The sequence below is a fragment of the Pseudomonas sp. HMWF006 genome, from assembly GCF_003061205.1.
In the GTDB taxonomy this organism is placed as follows: domain Bacteria; phylum Pseudomonadota; class Gammaproteobacteria; order Pseudomonadales; family Pseudomonadaceae; genus Aquipseudomonas; species Aquipseudomonas monsensis.
The window spans coordinates 1-18,699 of sequence record NZ_QAIU01000072.1 but is presented as its reverse complement, the minus strand read 5'-3'; the positions used below and the strand labels follow the sequence as shown (position 1 = coordinate 18,699).

The 18,699-nt window shown below is 51.9% G+C and carries 8 protein-coding genes, 1 other RNA gene and 1 pseudogene; 9 read left to right on the top strand and 1 reads right to left on the bottom strand.

Annotation, left to right across the window (positions count from 1 at the left end):
• The 8 genes from DBR24_RS02810 to DBR24_RS02775 all read left to right on the top strand — a co-directional run.
• Positions 1 to 2,366, top strand: a 2,366-nt coding sequence (locus DBR24_RS02810; protein ID WP_128613840.1) for an FAD-binding and (Fe-S)-binding domain-containing protein, incomplete at its 5' end; no start/stop codon positions are given.
• A gap of 130 nt (positions 2,367 to 2,496) precedes the next feature.
• Entirely contained in the window at positions 2,497 to 2,775 is a 279-nt protein-coding gene (locus tag DBR24_RS02805; protein WP_128613839.1) for a hypothetical protein, read from the top strand.
• Positions 2,776 to 2,870: 95 nt separating this feature from the next.
• Positions 2,871 to 3,259, top strand: a transfer-messenger RNA (tmRNA) gene (gene ssrA, locus DBR24_RS02800).
• Between the two features lie 868 nt (positions 3,260 to 4,127).
• Positions 4,128 to 5,813 (top strand): DNA cytosine methyltransferase, encoded by a 1,686-nt coding sequence (locus tag DBR24_RS02795; protein ID WP_128613838.1) that lies wholly within the window; start codon positions 4,128 to 4,130, stop codon positions 5,811 to 5,813.
• A gap of 212 nt (positions 5,814 to 6,025) precedes the next feature.
• The gene (locus DBR24_RS02790) at positions 6,026 to 8,140 is read left to right on the top strand and encodes a hypothetical protein (RefSeq protein WP_128613837.1); all 2,115 of its coding nucleotides are present in this window, start codon (positions 6,026 to 6,028) and stop codon (positions 8,138 to 8,140) included.
• A 4-nt stretch (positions 8,141 to 8,144) separates the two neighbouring features.
• The gene (locus tag DBR24_RS02785) at positions 8,145 to 9,686 is read left to right on the top strand and encodes a hypothetical protein (RefSeq protein ID WP_128613836.1); all 1,542 of its coding nucleotides are present in this window, start codon (positions 8,145 to 8,147) and stop codon (positions 9,684 to 9,686) included.
• 1 nt (position 9,687) lies between these two features.
• Positions 9,688 to 15,117, top strand: coding sequence for an ATP-binding protein (locus DBR24_RS02780; RefSeq protein WP_128613835.1), 5,430 nt, complete (start codon positions 9,688 to 9,690; stop codon positions 15,115 to 15,117).
• A 214-nt stretch (positions 15,118 to 15,331) separates the two neighbouring features.
• Complete coding sequence (locus DBR24_RS02775; protein ID WP_128613834.1) at positions 15,332 to 15,754, top strand: very short patch repair endonuclease; 423 nt, start codon at positions 15,332 to 15,334, stop codon at positions 15,752 to 15,754.
• 97 nt (positions 15,755 to 15,851) lie between these two features.
• On the opposite strand, the gene DBR24_RS31410 is transcribed toward DBR24_RS02775, so the two are convergent.
• Complete coding sequence (locus DBR24_RS31410; protein ID WP_158277017.1) at positions 15,852 to 16,721, bottom strand: HNH endonuclease signature motif containing protein; 870 nt, start codon at positions 16,719 to 16,721, stop codon at positions 15,852 to 15,854.
• A 516-nt stretch (positions 16,722 to 17,237) separates the two neighbouring features.
• On the opposite strand from DBR24_RS31410, the pseudogene DBR24_RS02760 reads away from it, so the two are divergent.
• A pseudogene (locus DBR24_RS02760) lies at positions 17,238 to 18,388 on the top strand (IS3 family transposase).
• The last annotated feature ends 311 nt before the right edge of the window (positions 18,389 to 18,699 follow it).

Sequence of the window (18,699 nt, the reverse complement as noted above, 5' to 3'; positions counted from 1 at the left end):
GCATGTGCTGCGGCACGGCGCAAAACACCTATCACACGCTGGCCGGGATTCGCCTGGTGCTGGCCGATGGCACGCGTCTCGACACCGAAGACGCTGCCAGTGTCGCAGCATTTCGCAACAGTCATGGCGATCTGCTGGAGCGCCTCGCGACATTGGGCCGCGAGACCCGCGCCAATGCCGAGCTGGCCGCGAGAATTCGCCACAAATACCGTCTGAAAAATACCACCGGCCTGTCACTCAACGCTCTGGTGGATTTCGACGAGCCTGTGGATATCTTGAGCCACCTGTTGGTTGGCTCCGAAGGCACCCTCGGTTTTATCAGTGCGGTGACCTACGACACAGTGATCGATCACCCGCACAAGGCGTCGGCGCTGATCGTGTTTCCGGATGTGGAAACCTGCTGCAACGCGGTCACCGTGCTGAAAAGCCAACCGGTGTCGGCGGTGGAACTGCTCGATCGACGCAGCCTGCGCTCGGTGCAGGACAAACCCGGCATGCCCGCTTTCGTACAACAGCTGTCGAACAATGCCTGCGCACTGCTGATCGAATCCCGCGCCGCCTCTTCCTCTTTGCTGCAGGAACAGCTGGCGCAGATCATGGCGTCACTCAGCGGTTTCCCTGTGGAAAAACAAGTCGACTTCACCGAAGACCCGGTCGAGAACGCCCGCCTCTGGGCGATTCGCAAGGACACCTTCCCCGCCGTCGGTGCCGTACGCAAAACCGGCACCACGGTGATCATCGAAGACGTGACTTTTCCGGTCGAGCAACTGGCCATCGGCGTCAATCGCCTGATCGAGCTATTCGACAAGCATGCCTACGACGAAGCGATCCTTTTCGGACACGCACTGGAAGGCAATCTGCACTTCGTCTTCACCCAAGGCTTCAACAGCGCGGAAGAAGTCGCACGCTATCAGGCGTTCATGGACGACGTCGCGCAACTGGTGGCGGTGGAATTCGGTGGCTCGCTGAAGGCCGAGCACGGCACCGGGCGCAACATGGCGCCGTTCGTGGAGCTGGAATGGGGCAGCGATGCCTATCAACTGATGTGGCAGCTCAAACGTCTGCTCGACCCCAACGGCATCCTCAACCCGGACGTGGTGCTCAGCGAAGATCCGCAGATTCACCTCAAGCACCTGAAGCCGCTGCCGGCGGCCGACGAGATTGTGGATAAATGCATCGAGTGCGGCTTCTGCGAACCGGTCTGCCCGTCGAAAGGCCTGACCCTGAGTCCGCGCCAGCGCATCGTGATCTGGCGTGACATTCAGGCAAAAAAACGCGCAGGCATCGACACCCGCGAACTGGAAGAAGCCTACGCGTACCAAGGCATCGACACCTGCGCCGCCACCGGCTTGTGTGCGCAACGCTGCCCTGTAGGCATCAACACCGGCGAACTGGTGAAAAAGCTCCGCGCCCGTAACGCCACGCATCAGAAAACCGCTGACTGGATCGAAGGAAATTTCGCCAAGACCCTGCAAGGCGCACGTTTTACTCTGCACGTGGCCAACGGTGCGCGGATGCTGCTCGGTGCGCCACGTCTGGCGAAGCTTTCAGCAACCCTGACGCGCTTGTCCAAAGGCCAGGTGCCGCTGTGGACGAATGCGATGCCGCAGCCGGAAAAAGCCATTCGCTTCAGTCCGAGCGTCTCCGATGAGCGTCCGCACGTGGTCTATCTGGCTGCCTGCGTATCGCGGGTCATGGGCCCGGCAGCCGGAGACAAAGAGCAGATGTCGCTGTACGACAAAACCCGGGGCCTGCTGGAAAAGGCCGGTTACCAGGTGGTGTTCCCGGACAATCAAGACAACCTCTGCTGCGGTCAGCCGTTCGCTTCCAAAGGCTATGCGGAACAGGCCGAGCACAAGCGCCAGGAGTTGATCGGCGCCCTGCTTCACGCCAGTCGCGGCGGACTCGATCCGATCTATTGCGACACCAGCCCGTGCACCCTGCGCCTGGTGCAGGATGTCGGCGAAGTTCGCCTGGACCTGTACGACCCGGTGCGCTTCATTCGTACGCACCTTCTCGACCGACTCGAGTTCACCCCGCAGGATGCACCGATTGCTGTGCATGTGACCTGCAGCACCCAGCATCTGGGCGAGAGCCAGGCGCTGATCGATCTGGCACGCAAATGCAGCACCAACGTGGTCGTCCCCGAAGGCATCCACTGTTGCGGGTTTGCCGGTGACAAGGGCTTCACCACGCCGGAGCTGAACAGCCATTCGCTGCGCACGCTCAAGGAGGCGGTGCAGCATTGCAGCGAAGGGATTTCCACCAGCCGGACTTGCGAGATCGGTCTGACGCAACATGGCGGAATTGACTACCACGGACTGGTCTATCTGGTGGATCGAGTGACCCGGGCGAAGGCCGGCTGAAGAAAAATAGAACCCTTGAGTTCGACTGTAGTCCACAGAATAACCCCGACTGATCGGGGTTTTTCTTCCATACGGTTGCCCGTCCTGACGGCCAGCGAAGTCTGGACCCACTCGGTTCAAGGAGATACACATGAAACGTTCTGTACTGTTAGGTCTGTTCGTTACTGCATCGATGATGGCTTCCACTTCGTTCGCCGCGGACAAGCCTGCCGACCTGTGCGATGCCAATATTCAGACCATCAACAATGCCAAGGGGCAGCTGTCTTCGTCGCCAGAGTTGAGTCAGCGCGCTGAGACCAGTGTGAGCAAGGCGCAAGCGCTCAAGGCCCAGGGCAAGATTGATGACTGCATTGCAGAAACCTCGCAAACCATCGTCGAGCTGCGCAAATCCACCGGCACCAACAATTGATCGAAGCCCGGCCAACCTTCGGGTTGGCCTCGCGGGCCGTTTGGCGTACACTGCGCAGGCTTGTTGCTCAAACAGTTGTACTGAGCAATGAGTTCGGGGCCGTTTAGGATTCGACGCCGGTTGCGAAACTTTAGGTGCATGCCGACTTGGTAACAGAAGTCGTAAATCCACTGTTGCAACTACTTATAGTTGCCAATGACGACCAATACGGTGTTGCTCTCGCTGCTTAATTGCAGCTGACAATGCTCCTGGTACCTTCGGGTCCAGCAATCATCAGGGGATGTCTGTAAACCCAAAATGATTGTCATATAGAACAGAATCGCCGTGCAGTACGTTGTGGACGAAGCGGCTAAAACTTACACAACTCGCCCAAAGCACCCTGCCCTTCGGGTCGCTGAGGGTTAACTTAATAGAAACGGCTACGCATGTAGTACCGACAGCGGAGTACTGGCGGACGGGGGTTCAAATCCCCCCGGCTCCACCATTTGCTCAACTAAAGACGTCCACGGACGTCTTTTTTTGTGCCTGGAATCCAGTAAATACGGGGGGTTCAGGGCTATTGGGCTCCACAGCGCTTCAGGCAGATCCATTTTGAAATGTATTCCATGAATAGGCTGTGGTTTAGTAGGCCCCTTCAAGCCTCCATGAGGTCGGCTAAGCCACTGAGGATAGTCTGCCTTGGCCGACTGTTCCTATTGGCCAAGGGCCGCTTCGGGTCGTTCTCTGCCTGTCATGGTTACGAAGCCTGCTGACCAAGTCCAATGCAACCGCTGGTCAGACTGGATACAAATGACTGGTCAGGTCGAATGCAAATGGGTGTTCGAGTCAGTGCAATTACCCAGTAATCCTGATGCTGAGATTTCCGCCGATCCTGATTGCCGTTGGTACCGTTTTACTGCTCTTTCAATGGATTCTCGAGCGCTACTCCAGCTTCGAACAAACGGCAGAAGGTGGAAACGTCTCTTGTCGGCATAAATTCGTTTTTTCCATCTGATCAACCGAGAGTCCAAGCTCCTTTTCTGCGGGATCTACCGTGCTTCACGCGAACGTCAGGAATAATTCCCGCGTCGCACTTACGTGCACGCAAGGGCGGGCACCAAGCGAGTTTGGCTGCTCAGAGCTTCTTTTCATTAATTGAACTACGCACCAGTCGACGAACGTGCCTTGTACGAATCCCCCCCAAGATCAATACTGTATATAATCACAGCAATCCGACTCATGCCTTCCAAAAACACCTGGATATAACTGCTTACTCTTCAATACACTCTCTAAGCTAGCGCCTGATTAGGCCTGCATAGGGATGCGCTGAGGAGAGATTGATCGGATTTCAGGCCGGCTGAAGGAGCTCAACAATGTGGATACCACCAAGCAAAGCCCGAGGCTTAGCCGATGAAGTATTTCTGGATGAATTCAACTACATAAGTGAATCTTCTAATTTCAAACCAAGCCAGCCGTCAGGCAGCCCAAGCGATGGCGTTTGCTTGCGACACAATCCGTTATCCATCACTATTGCCCCCTCGACGCCTACCGAGCTACCTCTAGTCAAATTGCCGAGTAATCCTCAAGCATCGGTGGCGAAAAAAGACCACGATCATGCTGCCTATATAGGCGATAGCCAAGGGCTTCGCGAGACGCTCCCTAGCCTGAAAACGACCGTATCCGGGCAGGAGCCCATGAAAAATATCGAAACTCTCCCCCCGTTACCCGCCCACGGGCAACCTTTGATGTTTGCAGATCTTTTTGCGGGCTGCGGAGGCTTGTCCCTCGGCCTCTCGCTCGCAGGGCTAAATGGCGTTTTTGCCGTTGAACGCGACAAAATGGCCTTTTCCACATTATCGGCGAACCTGCTAGAAGGGCGCGACGTGCCCGTCCGCCAATTCGAATGGCCCTCTTGGCTGGATAGAAAAGCCTGGGGTATCGATGAAATTCTTGAACAGCACCCACTTGAACTTTCCAAACTTAAGGGCAAGGTGCATGTGCTTGCAGGAGGCCCTCCCTGCCAAGGATTCAGCTTCGCAGGGAAGCGACTAGAGTCCGATCCACGAAACCAACTGTTTGAGAAGTACGTGGAAATGGTCAAGGCCATTCAGCCTGCAGCCATTGTCCTAGAAAACGTACCGGGCATGAAGGTCGCGCATAACGCTAAATCTTGGAAAGACCTTGGCATTCAAGTCAGGCCGCAATCCTACTATGACAAGCTTGTCGAAAGCCTGGACCGAGTCGGCTATCAGGTCCTCGGTCGAATAGTGGACTCCTCACTTTTCGGAGTTCCCCAGAAGCGCCCACGCTTAATCGTAATTGGGATTCGCAAGGATCTCGCTCGTCATCTTCGTGGCGGCGCCACCAGAGCCTTCGAGCTATTAGAGGAGGCACGGCTGAAGCAACTGCAAGAGCTTGGCCTTCCAGAAACCGTCAGCGCTTCGGAGGCCATTTCGGATCTGGAAATAAAGCACGCGGGGACCAGACCATGCACTGATCCATCTTCTCGGACCGGCTTTCAAGAGCTTGCATATAAGGGGCCTCGGACACCTTACCAAACCCTCATGCAACAGGGAGTGGACGGCTCCCTGGACAGCGTACGATTAGCAAAACATAAGCCCGAGATCAGTGAACGGTTCATGAAGATCATTCAGGACCCAGAGTGCACCAAGGGCGGTTTAATGAGCTTGGCGCAAAGGGAAAAATATGGTCTCAAGAAGCACCGCATATGCCTAATGCGAGCAGGAAATCCGGCACCAACAATCACAACGTTACCCGACGATGTGCTCCACTACAGCGAGCCCAGAATACTGACCGTCCGAGAGTCTGCACGCCTCCAGTCGTTTCCCGACTGGTTCCAGTTCCGCGGTAAATTCACTACAGGTGGCAGCCGACGAACTAAGGAATGCCCGCGCTACACGCAGGTGGGCAATGCTGTCCCCCCCTACCTCGCGAGAGCCATTGGGCTTGCCATCAAGTCGGTACTAGAAGAAGCCGTGGCGGCCTCTAGCCAACAAGCAGTCGATGAAGTAGAACAAGAAACCTTGGCCATAGCTTAAAACTTAGGACTCGGGGGAAATGGATGGCACCCGACTGGAAGGACCTCGCTCCCTTGTCGTTTGGGCTCGCCATCCTTCGGATCGACAGAGGCCAATGGAACAAGTAACTGCTTAGGAGAAGCCATCTTTCACAGCTCCAACTCTTTGCAATTTAATCGACCTGGATCATCGAAAGGTCGCAGCAGCTCAAGCAATTGTATCCAAGGGAAAACATGGAATTTGAAAGGCAAGATGAATTGCTTTACCCAGAGGGACTGGTTAACTGGTCTGGGGCCAAGAAAGGAGGTGTCAGGCAGCCCTTTCAAGAAGAGTCCGGAAGGCCCGTAAAAGAGCAACTAAAAACCCCGCTAGTAGAAAAATTGTCGAGCTGGGTTGACTCAGTTATCGCAGGCATCCCTGGAACTCCTTCGGCCGTCTTACTGGTAGGCGGGCCCGGAAATGGGAAAACTGATGCGGTTGAAGGGGCCATCGAGAGTTTTGATCGGTTAAGCGGTGCGGGTGGGCAGCTGTTGGCTAAGTTCTCGAACCAGTACAGGAACCCATCGGGGTCTCTCCCCCCTCGCCGAACTGAGGTTGAATTCGACGGAATCGTACCTGATGGTAGTGGCATGATTCCTGTTATCCGGTTGGTGCAAGACGCCACTGAAAAAGACGCGGCGCAACCAGGTGAGACAGCAGAGTCGCTGCTACTAAAAGAACTACGGGCAATTAGGTACGGTGAGTACAAAGGTATTTACATCGGCTGTGTAAATCGGGGGATTCTGGCAAACACGTCATCGCTTGCCATCCGAACTGGCGACACAGAGATGGCTTCATTTATCGCAAGAATCGTCTCCGCTGTGAGTGGAGGCGTTGATGCCCCGGATTGCTGGCCCCTTGAAGAAAGCAATCTTGCATTGTGGCCCATGGACGTGGACTCTTTGGTTGCTCCCCGAGATGGCGATCCAGACAGTACAGTTGCACATCGGGTACTGGAAAAGGCCCTGGCCGAGGAAAAGTGGACGCCAGCGTGCAACAACAAGGCAGACTGCCCGTTTTGTCAAAATAAAACTTTGCTGGCGAACGAAAAAGCTCGCGATAATCTGATCCAGTTTCTTTACTACTACGAGCTCGCGTCTGGCAAACGATGGACGTTTCGCGACTTGTACTCACTGGTGTCCCACCTTTTCATTGGGGAACCAGGATCCTTGACGATCGACGGCAAGTCCTACGCGCCTTGCGACTGGACGGCCAAGATGCTGCAACTGGAGGCAAAGGGCCCCAGCACTTTGGCAGGAGCTCGAGCTCGCTACTTGTTGACCTCTCGGTTATACCATCACCGACTGTTCTCCAACTGGCCCCGACTAGCCTCAGGTAAGCATCTCGAGGCTTACCACGCAGTGTTCGCAGGATCAAAGGTTCCAGACCAGCTTGACGAAAAAGCCTTCAACATGGCGAAGTATCATTTTGGATCTCTCAAAGTCATAGCCGAGAAAGAACACACTGCTATTAGTGAACTTCTATCAGGTGATTTCGCCACCTTCTTGGATCCCGCGCTCTTATACGGCGAACAGAAGATGTATACCGAGGCGAGGGATGGAAAGATCGTTACCGTAAACGATGTGGATGAGCACTTTAGTCTCTCCATAAAAGACGGACTGGAGCTGGTATCCAACCGTCTTGCACCGAGCGAACGCAAGCTACTTGCACAGCTATCGGAAGCAGACGAAGCCTTGATGGACCAACACCATCCCTCCAAGGTATCCAGACAAGTGCGGCGGCTACAGTCCTCCATGAGACAGTTTGCAGGAAGGCTGGCAAAACGGAGCCTCGGATTAAAGTACGGGGTATCCAAGGATGTAAAGCTATTCGCGGATTACGCCAGTTTGTACCAGAGCGATTTTCAGCATGAAAACCTCGAAGACCTCGTCGAACAACTAGTAAACGAAGACAGGCGTTTTTTCAAAATCCCCCTATCTACGACTTTTGGCCAGCCAGTAGCACACTGGGACAGGGAAGTGTCACTACGTGTGCGCAGCGTTAAAACCTCAATGGAAATGTTCAAAGGAGATATTTCCCGGCCGGCAAACCGCTTCCCATTCATCAAGGTTCACAACCGATATGTACCGGTCACTTTTGCGCTGTACAAGGCTCTCGTGGAGCTCGAGGAAGGGCTAGACCCCGCCTCCCTTCCACAGGAGGTGTTTGCCCTGTTCGACGAAGTGAAATCGGTAACTGCTGGCCAGATAGCAAGGGACAAGAATTTCGTAGACGGTAATGTTGATCTGACCATAGGCCAGGACAACTACACGTTGAAAGTTGGCAAAACTATCCGGTTCAGGGGCTGAGTCGATGGATAAATTAAAGGACTATTTGAGCGACCCCTGGCAGAAGTCTAGCTTGCACAAGACTTACAAAGGTAGCTTCTTGCACTTGACACCTTCACCCGAAGTCACAACGGGAGAAATCCTGCTCGCGTCCCTATATAGGAACGTAGGGTTCGTCGATAACAAAGCTGTGGGGGAAACCGTCTGGGAACTTGGAACTCCTTTCAAAAAACAGCTGGCAACTGGGAGGCGTCCGAATAGCGCGCAAAGCGAGGTGGCGTTCGATACTCAGCTGTGGAACACGGTGGTAAACCGTGTAATCGCGACACCGAATCTCTCGGGACAATCTCGCCAGCGAGGAAACCAAATTTCCCCGCTTGTACCTGACGCCACCCTATATTCCATGTCAGCCCGGCTCAGGGGCCACCCATGGAATCCGGGCAAACTCGTGGCAAGAATGGTTGCCCTAGGCAGCGATGACTACGACGCAGCCCTGGCAATCTGGCAGAAGCTTTTCTACAAGCTAAGCGTCACTGCGGAAGAAGATGATGTTTGGGCCAGGATGCTGCAATCAGAATTCGAGTCCTGGCGTGTAGAAAAGATAAGTGATGCCTGGAAAATGCCTAGTGAGTTCCCGCAGGATGAAGGCACCTTCCCAAGCCCGTTAAACCTTGATTGTCCAGCCAAGCGCTTTGTTGAAGATCTCCATGTAGTGCTTGATTTAAAGCAGGACCTTACTCGTAGGCAATGGGTAAGCATGTTGGAGTCTTTGTGTAGGATAGGAACGGCCGCTCACGTTACCTGGTGCTGCCATGCTAACAACAAATGCTGCGAGCTTATAGAGGAAGCACTGAGCCTAGGGAAGTGCCATAGCGAGGATGAAGTAGCTGAAAAGCTATCAACAGGTAAAGGATTTTGGAGTCTTGGACAACTGACAGCGAAGCCGATAAAGGAGGCGGCACGCCATTACATCGAAGGCCGTGGCGCCCTGAATTTGCTGCTGCATATGCTGGAGCAAGCCGGATTTGATATGGCGCAAGTTAGCCTAGGATCCACTGCAGAGATTGCCGAAACTCTGGATTATTTAGCCCAGCATCGCGGTAAGTTTGACTTCAGACTGTATCTTAATAACTTCAACAAAATGATAGAAAGTGACCCCAAGGTTGCCGAATGCAAGAAAGGCTCGTCGAAGAATGTGTTGGAATTCCTAGAACACGTTGCTCGCCAACGCATAACTTCAGAGGCCGGACTCGACGGTTATGATCAGGGGTACTACATGGAGAAGCGCGGCAACCACTCAAACTCACCGCGTGTTGTTGGTCTCGGCCCCCTGTCGACGTTGTTGATGGTCCATTGCGCAGCCAGTAGGGTAACAGGCCCCTGCACTGTTCAAAATCTGTGTCAGCAGTTGGCCGGGTACGGCATCAGCGCCGAGATGGCCCTAGGGAAAGGTGAAAGCTTGAACAAGAGACTGAGAGATATGTCCATCGCCATCGATAGCCCCGATGCTGAAGGTGGCATGGTTATCGCTAGCCCCTTGGCGAAAGCCGGCAAAGAAGGAAACTAACGTGATCGGTGACTTTATTGGCTATCTGGTATCCAAGATACGAGCAGAAGCTGGACACTTTATCTCGTCGGAAAATAATAACTTGAGGGTCATGTTCTCTGCTCCTCCAGCGGGCATTCTCGACGAGATCTACGACAGATTTTATGCAATGGGCCCCCGACTGGAGCTTGAATCTGCAGGCCATGTAATGCTGGTGCCCGTATTGCGAGTTCAAGAAGGAATTGAAGACCCTTCGCACCAGAATACCACCAGATGTTCGAGTAACCATGTCGTGGCGATAAGAACCTCATATGGCTCTTATTTGGCACTTTCGACCATCAATTCCCCCCCGTTGTTATCTACAGATACCACAGCAAACAAACTGGGTTTGAACCGTGTAAATCACGTGTCTTTCTCTACATGGAGAGAGGAACCATTCGTACAGGATGTCTTCGAGGCAGTCTTAAGCCGGTTTAAAGATGTGCCCGATCTGGAGAAAGAGTTGGTCTGGAAAGCTCTGGAGGAGGCCTTTATCGAGTCTGCCCAGACTGGGGACATGCAGGAACCCTGGGAGTTGCTCCGAGCCTTGTACGATCTTGGGGGGAATGGAAAAACCAGCCGGGACCTATGTCACGCTCTTGGGATACCCAAGCTGGAAGATGGCGAATCTCCCGAGCCACAGATAAACTACGATATTGCCAACTACATGCAAGCTCATGGCTTTACGGCCGGCATTCACTTGTTGCAAGAGGATACGAGCTCAGCGGAAATTTCCGAGGCCCTAAAACTGTTAAGTCAGGACTTCGTGATGTTGTACCGGACGCCCCAGAGATTCGTTACCCGCCCGCTCGGGAACTACGCCAAGGCCGGGAATACTCAAGGGGCGCAATGGTGGGACGTATTGTCGCAATCTGTTTGGATCGAGCTGCTCAATCAGGAAGAAAGTAAAAACCTGGGAACGCTCAAGATTACCTGTACCAATGAGTTGTTCCGCCCTACTTTGACTAGCCAATTAGCAGTTGTGAAAAGTTCGCCCCAGTTCCTACTCAGAGTTGACGAAGAATTGCTGGGCGAGAAACTCTCCGTGTACCGAGCCTCAGGTCGGAAAACCCTTGAGCTGATTCAGACGATCACCATAAGTGATCTTGAAACTCACTGGAATGATAATTTGTGGCCCTGTGATCACGAACAGTACATTCGCTATGAATTCATCTGCAATAAGCAGGAAAAGCCTGCCACATTCAAACTAATATCACTGGAGTCCTACCTTCCTTCAGTGGTACTAAACTGCCGGTCAGCACAGAAATTAACTCCTTTTAAAAAGAAAAAGGTAGGCCGTGGAGCGAAGACCGCCAATCAGTACGAATGTGAATTGGTGAGCAACGGAACAGGCACCCAGACTATCGAGTTTTTTTTCCGTAATGCCGTGAGCTTGCCTGACAACATTTGCGGTCAGTTCGGGGAGGGGGTAAACGCTAGTGAAGCGGTTTGGCCACTTACAACTTCCGAAGTACAAGAGGGCCACGCATTAGCCGTTATTGACATAACCGAAGATTGTCAGGTCCGCTTCGAGATGAGCCTTCCTGAGCTAGATGGGCCGATCACCTATGTTCTGAATATTAGTGCTAACGAATTTACGGCCAAAGGAGCCTCCAGCGAGTTCGACAGGTTAGTCACCAACAACTGCACCCGCTCTGAAAACGTGGCGAAGACGGATGTCGAGCAATCCATGTTGACTCTCCTAGAGCAATGGATTTTAGAGAGTGAGGAGTCATACCAACCATTGGTTATTGGCCCCGGCTTTAAAGAGAGCTGGCATCAACCAGATTGGACCTCGCAGTCTCGTATTTCCAACCTTCAATTGTCCCTAGATCCGCGCCCAAGGACGGACGAGCTAGCGCCCCCTACCGGTTACCTGCAAGCCCGGAAACAAGCACGGGAGCTTCTAAAGAAACTTTGCGACGTTAAAGGATGCACAATCGAGGCACTCAGCCTAGGCCAGCTCATGCTGGATAAAGATAACCGCAACATTATCGAGCGCTACGTGAGCGAGTATGCAGACTGGCTATCAGCGCCTAATTCCCTCGCAGCTTGGGCCGATCTGATCACGGTTCACAAGGCTCAGCAACAAAGCCAGTTTCTAGAGTCCAAACCACTCGCTGTACTGCTGTCGCCCTTTCACCCGGTTCGGTTAGCCTGGCAATGCAATACCCAGCAACTCATGCAGGATTCGATTAATGCAGGTTTGCCCTGCCCAGTTGCAGGGATCATCGAGCCATACAGCTTTCCCGATTGCCTGGCTCTGAAGTGCAGAGATATGGACGGACGTTTTAATCCAGCAGGGTTCGTCGCTGTTAAGAGCTCGTCGGATTATTGGTCAGTTCTGTGGCGGGCTGATCTTATAGCCGAAGTGAGTAAAGGTAGTTATGAAGGGGTATTTGGCAACGATCTGGGGCTGAAGATCGAGGGAGTGGTAAATGGTTTCAATAGGCAGCAGGTGAAGCGCTCCTTAGACGAAATCCGCCACCTCTACCCCGCCAAGTCCACTCTCCGGATTTCCCTGCACAGCGACTCATCTGGTTACAGCTCATGCAATGATGGAATAGATGAGTGGTGCCTTGAAAATCTTGGCCCTGAAGCCGACGAGTGGTCTCCTGCCCAAGGTTTAACACTTCAGATCATAGATAAGAGACCTCGAGACGAGCAGCCTAGGCCTGCTGTGCTTGCCTCCCTAACGGAGCGCTCAGGCACTAAGATTAGGTGGTATACCCAGAGCAAAGGAGATCACGCTGAGCGGGATCTTTCCATTGTCGACCACCTGCAAACCATGGACCAAGAATTTCGCAAAGACGGCGTGCTCTCCCCTGTTGATCCTACATGCGTATCCCGCGTTAGCATCAAGAAAAACGCCGCTGCCCACAGACAGTACTTATCTCTATCCAGAGCTGGCCAATTCGTTACTGAATCAACTGGTGACGTATTGCAGGATAACCTGTCCCGAGCTCTGGGCTTGCTCGAATCAGCGTGTGTCAACGATGCCCAGTTTGACAGCCTAAGCTTCGCACCCAACTTACAAACTTTGAACAACTCACTGAGGGATACACGATACAGCGCAATCTCTTCTTCTGCCGTAGACGCAACCTGCTTCCACAGCCCAGGCAAAGACGCATACCTCTGGGACTTCGAACTACCCCGTTACGCGCCAGGTGCAGGGCAATCGAGTGGATTCTATTTGGTGGCAAAGCAGTCACCAACCATGGTCACGGCGGTAAGGAACGTACTGAAACAGCTCCCCGGCACAAGAAACGTCAGCGACGAACAAGTGGCTTCACTGCTTGACGAAGTTTCTCGGCGGGGGATCCCGACTCTAAAAAGGCTGACCAGCGGGGGCTCAGCCAGCCTGGGTGAAGTAGGTATGCTGATAGCTGCACGTTTGCTTCAGTCAGACTTCCAACGTGGTAGCGAAGGGAAGGGACTGGTTCCCGCAATTGGTAACCGCATGGTAAATCTCGTGATCCCGGCAGATGTGTTCCAGCCGCGTTTCGACGAGCTACGCAAAGCGCTAGGTGCGGAGACTAGAGAAAGGCCAGACTTGCTCATTTTAAGCATCGCCTTCGGCATAGATGCAGGAGACGAATTACTCGAACCGAATGCCCTTAAAATCACGCCAATCGAGGTGAAGGCCCGCTCCACCGAGATGACAGAAAGACAGCGTGACGAAGCGTTAACCCAGGCTAAATCGTTCGCCGGATTTCTCAATAGTTTGAAAGAGCGCGGGAAAGATTCTGCCCTTTGGGGAATTGCTTACCGTGACCTAATAGCCAGCTGGCTGGACTATGGCTTCCGCGTTTACGGTGAAACTGAAGTCGCTCAGGCAACTCCTCGCTGGGTTCAGTACCACCAGCAAACTATCGCCAGCTTGATGTCCAATAAGCTCGAGATTGAACTCGACCCTGAAGGACGCCTGATATCTATTGAGAACACTTCCAAGAGTCGAGTGGTGTGCACAGGGAAGAGTCCCCTAAAAAATACTGCTGTCCTCGGCTTAGAGTTAGCTGGGGCCCTGCTGGCTGGGAATCAGCCACAGGTGGTTGCTGACATGGTGAAGCAGGTAGGTAATTGGGGACTGCTGGCAGTCAGCAGTTTCACTGCGGAAGCAATAATCGACGAAAAATTCCAGTTTCTTGAAGATAAACAAGAAACCCAACAGTTAGCAGAAGAACCCTACGAACTTAGCGAGAGTTCGACCGAGCCAAACGAACCATTCTCGCAGTTAGGAGAAACACTTCATACAAGCAATGAGCCCGAAATTATCAATCCAAAAGCTGGATCTGGACTTCATTTTAAAATTGGCAACACAAGAGATCTAATTGGAAGCAAGGAAGTTATTTTCCACCCAGGCAACACTGAGCTAAACAATATCAACATAGGAGTAGTAGGCGATCTAGGGACGGGAAAAACCCAGCTACTAAAGTCATTGGTTTACCAGATGGTAAAACAACCAGAGCGAAACCGAGGAGTGGCTCCTAAGGTCTTGATTCTAGACTACAAGCGGGACTTCAGCGATATAGAAGATAGCTGCCAGTTCATTAACAAGGCTAAGGTTAAGATTGTATCTCCATACAAGATACCACTGAACTTATTCGCGACAGATGGGGACAATTCCAACCGGACGATGCTCGACAAAATCGGCTTCTTTCGGGACATCCTGCGCAAGATATTCTCAGTGAACGCGCCGGTTCAGGATAAAAATCTCAAGGAGGCTATCAAGACGGCTTACCAACGCTCGAGGGATGACGAAGATCGTGATCCTACTATTTACGACGTTTTCAAACACTACGAAGCGATCGTCGACAAGCCTGATTCCGTGACTGGAATAATTAGTGATATGGTGGATTACGAGATCTTTGAAGATGATCCGAAAAAAATCGTTAGTTTCGACGAGTTTTTCGAAGGGGTTGTGGCTATTGATTTGAAAGACCTCAGTGATGAGAAGCTGAAGAAGATGGTAGTTGTTATTTTCCTTAACCTCTATCTCGACTACATGCTGAAGGTAAAAAAGAAGCCTTTTCTGGGTACGAACCCACAAACACGCTTCATCGACTCCTACCTATTGGTAGATGAGGCCCACAACATCATGCCTTACGAGTTTGAGGTACTAACTAAACTCTTGGTACAAGGTCGAGCATTCGGAGTCGGCGTAATCCTTGCTTCCCAGTATTTCAGCCACTTCAAAACAACGCGGACAGATTACCTAGAACCGATCGGGAGCTGGTTTATCCACCAAGTACCAGGATTAACAGCGAGAGATCTGGACAAAATCGGCCTCCCGGCTGCCTCTGACAGCATGGTCAACCGCATATCAGGTCTGGAAAAATTCAACTCCCTTTGCAAGACACTTGATTGGAGTGGTGAGTTTATTGAGGAAATCCCCTTCTATATCCTTGACTAACTTGTAAGATTGAAGACCGCGAAAACTTATTAATTTCTTCCACCTCAGTTTCACGCCATGAAATCGCTTGAACCTGAGGTGCTATTTAGCTATGCGTAAGCCTTATAAAGCTTTCGACATTTCAGAAGACGTAGTTCGTGGTCAATTTTTCTACGAGCAGGTGTAGGATGGGAATTAAAACACTACTTATGAGCTCTCGAGCTGGAGGTCCGACATGACCGATTTCCTCTCCCCTAAAGATCGGTCTGAGAGGATGGCCCGAATCAAGGGAAATAACACCCGCCCAGAAATAGCATTGCGCAAAGTATTGCATAGCCTCGGGCTGCGCTTCCGCCTGAATGGTGGTGGTTTACCTGGTAAACCTGATCTAATTTTCCCCCGTTACAAGGCAGTAGTTTTCGTTCACGGATGCTTCTGGCATAGACATCTTAATTGCAGCATTGCGACAACACCGAAAAGTAATACAGCATTTTGGGTGGAGAAATTCGAAAAAAATGTCGCCCGAGACAATCGAGTGACATCTTCTCTACAGGCATTAAATTGGAAAGTATTCATCGTTTGGGAGTGCGAGGTAGGCTCTACCAAAAAAGCAAATGCCACCGGCAAGCGAATTGCGGATTTAATACGTCAGGAGTAGGAGAGCACTTATCATGAAAACAATGAAAATACCGTTAACCCTTCGCCCCCCGAACGACATATTTGTTTGCGAAAATTCATCAAACACAACTTATCAATCAATCCTCCCCACCCAAAACAATATTTTCCTTTAAAATTACAGCGTCTTTAAGCTTCTTACCGAATTCCTGTCTATCAACAGAATAGTGGGCACGGCGATGACAATTAGGACAAAGTGCAGCAACATTTGAAGGCAAATCTGGTCCTTCATCGGCAAGCCGAGTGAGATGATGTACTTCAAGAAATCCTCGTCCATCAGGACGAGCGAATGGAGCGACAAGCCCGCATGCCTCGCATATCCCGCTTGATCTAAGAGAGGCGTAGAGGTGAACCGCTGCACTCCTAAACCGATACTCTGCCATACTTGCCCGAGTCTCAATTTTTCTGGAGCCTAAAGAAGTGAGTCGATACTGCATCTCTCGCAACCCCCCGGATAAATCTAGATCCAGATCACTTTCATCACTGTAGTAACTATACCCCTCGTCACCAATAGGCAGTAGACGAAAACGCCATAGCTTATCACCTTGACGACCGCCATCATTCGGCACGAACTGCTCATATCCTGAGACATTAAACTGTCCACAATAGGAAAACAATTTCCCATAATTTCCTCGATCGGCCACTTCCCTCGCAGTTGGTTCTCTTGTAGTAAAGAGGAGAACTGAATACTTCCCAGAAGATAGCTTAGAGTTAGCGGCATTGCTCAGAGTTTGATCTCCCGTACGGCCCTGGCCAAAATACCACCAAGTACCGTCAGAAAGTCGCTCATCTGAATAACCAGCTTTCTTACCACCTCGCCCCCCTGATGTACAAATAAGACATCCTGGCTCGTCGCGCCCCCAAAGAACACCTGACTGCGCTTGTCTACTGCCAATAAACTCAAGGAGACGGCGTCTTTCGTACTCTTGACCAATTACAAAAGGAGACATTTTCACTCCAGTACTAGCATCCATTTGTATCAACATACGCGAAGATAGAACCGGACAACATAGAAAATATCAATACGCCACCATTGGAGTATTAACATCTCGCGAGAAACTAGAAAACTTCTGCAGTCCTCAGAGGGAATAGGGCTTAGGCAACGCCTGATTGTTCTTGCCTCGCAATCCGTTGCCGAACATTTTGACGCCCCACGCAAGAGGCGCATGTGCCCGGCACAGGGCATCTAGCGCGCCCCGCGAAGTCAGACATGGTATGCAATTAAATTTTCAGTGATCACCATCTCTGGCCTCTTAAGCGGGTCCTCTAAGCAGCTACAGCTTTGTCCCTACTCCAAATCTCTCAACGCCCAGATCATCGCATATTGAGATATTTAGTTGAGAGAAATGCGAATCCTTGCTCGCTGCGAGCGCGGAAACATCTTCGAAGCAAAGCTGATGGCTGTGAATCGCCCCGGGTTTCGTAGACACCTCCATGCCTTAAACTGAGACCAATCAGGAGGTGCCATGAGCAACCCACGTTATCCCGAAGAATTCAGAATCCAAGCGGTCAATCAAGTGACCGAAAAGAAGCTGCCTGTCGCTGATGTGGTGGCACGTCTTGGTGTGTCGACGCATAGCCTCTATGCCTGGATAAAGCGCTGCAGCAAACCTCAAGCAGAACGGCAGCAACACGATGATCAGCACGCTGAACTGCGTCGTCTGCGAGCCGAACTCAAGCGGGTCACCGAAGAGCGAGACATCTTAAAAAAGGCCGCCGCGTACTTTGCCAAGGAGTGCGGTTGAAGTACGTCTTAATCAAGCAGCGAGCGGGCGACTATTCGATTCGACGGCTTTGCCTGACGCTGAAAGTCCATCCCAGTGGTTATTAAGCTTGGTTGTCTGAACCTCAATCTGCACGCGCTAAAGACGATCAGCGATTACTGAGTTTGATCAGGCATGCGTGGCTGGAAAGCGGCGGCGTTTATGGCTATCGAAAAATCCATGACGATCTTCGCGAGATCGGTGAGGATTGTGGTCGGCGTCGTGTGGCGAGGCTGATGCGTCTTGAAGGTCTGCGCTCTCAGACAGGGTATCGACGCCGCCCTGGCACGTACGGCGGTAAGCCAGCGGTCGCTTCACCCAATTTACTGAAGCGCCAGTTCGATGTCGTAGAACCCAACAAAGTTTGGGTCACCGATATCACCTACATTCGCACGTATGAAGGCTGGCTGTATTTGGCGGTGGTGCTGGATCTGTTTTCTCGTCAGGTCGTCGGCTGGTCAATGAAGTCGCAGATGACCAGTGATTTGGCCATTGATGCGTTATTGATGGCGGTTTGGAGGCGAAAACCGAAACAGGAGGTGATGGTTCACTCCGACCAAGGTAGCCAGTACAGCAGCTCCGATTGGCGCAGTTTTTTGAAGGCGAACAATTTGGTTGCCAGTATGAGTCGCCGAGGCAACTGTCATGACAACGCCGTGGCCGAGAGTTTTTTCCAGCTTCTAAAGCGGGAACGGATCAAGCGGAAAATCTACACCACGCGGGAAGATGCTCGCAGTGATGTGTTTGATTACATCGAGATGTTCTACAACGCAAAACGCCGGCAGGGTTTCAACAATCAACTGTCACCGGTAGAGTTTGAAAAGCGTTACGCAATGAGCTTGCAAGGTGTCTAGAGAATCCGGGGCGATTCATCAAAAAAAACGCGGGCCATAAGCCGCGCTAACCTAAACCGATTAGCTATAGCAGGCGGGGTATTGGCAGATCCCAAGGTTAGAAAGGTATTTGATTGAGTCCTCCAGATCAGAGTGAACATCATCGGCTCGGTCGAACTCACCTCGGAGCATCACAAAGGGACACGGTATTCCAAAAAGTATTCAAAGAAAAAACAAAATCATAAAAAACCTTATAAATCGGTTAGTTATATATTCAGTTCAGATTACCCCGGCCACCAACTCTCAACGACAAAGCCCGCCTAGTGCGGGCT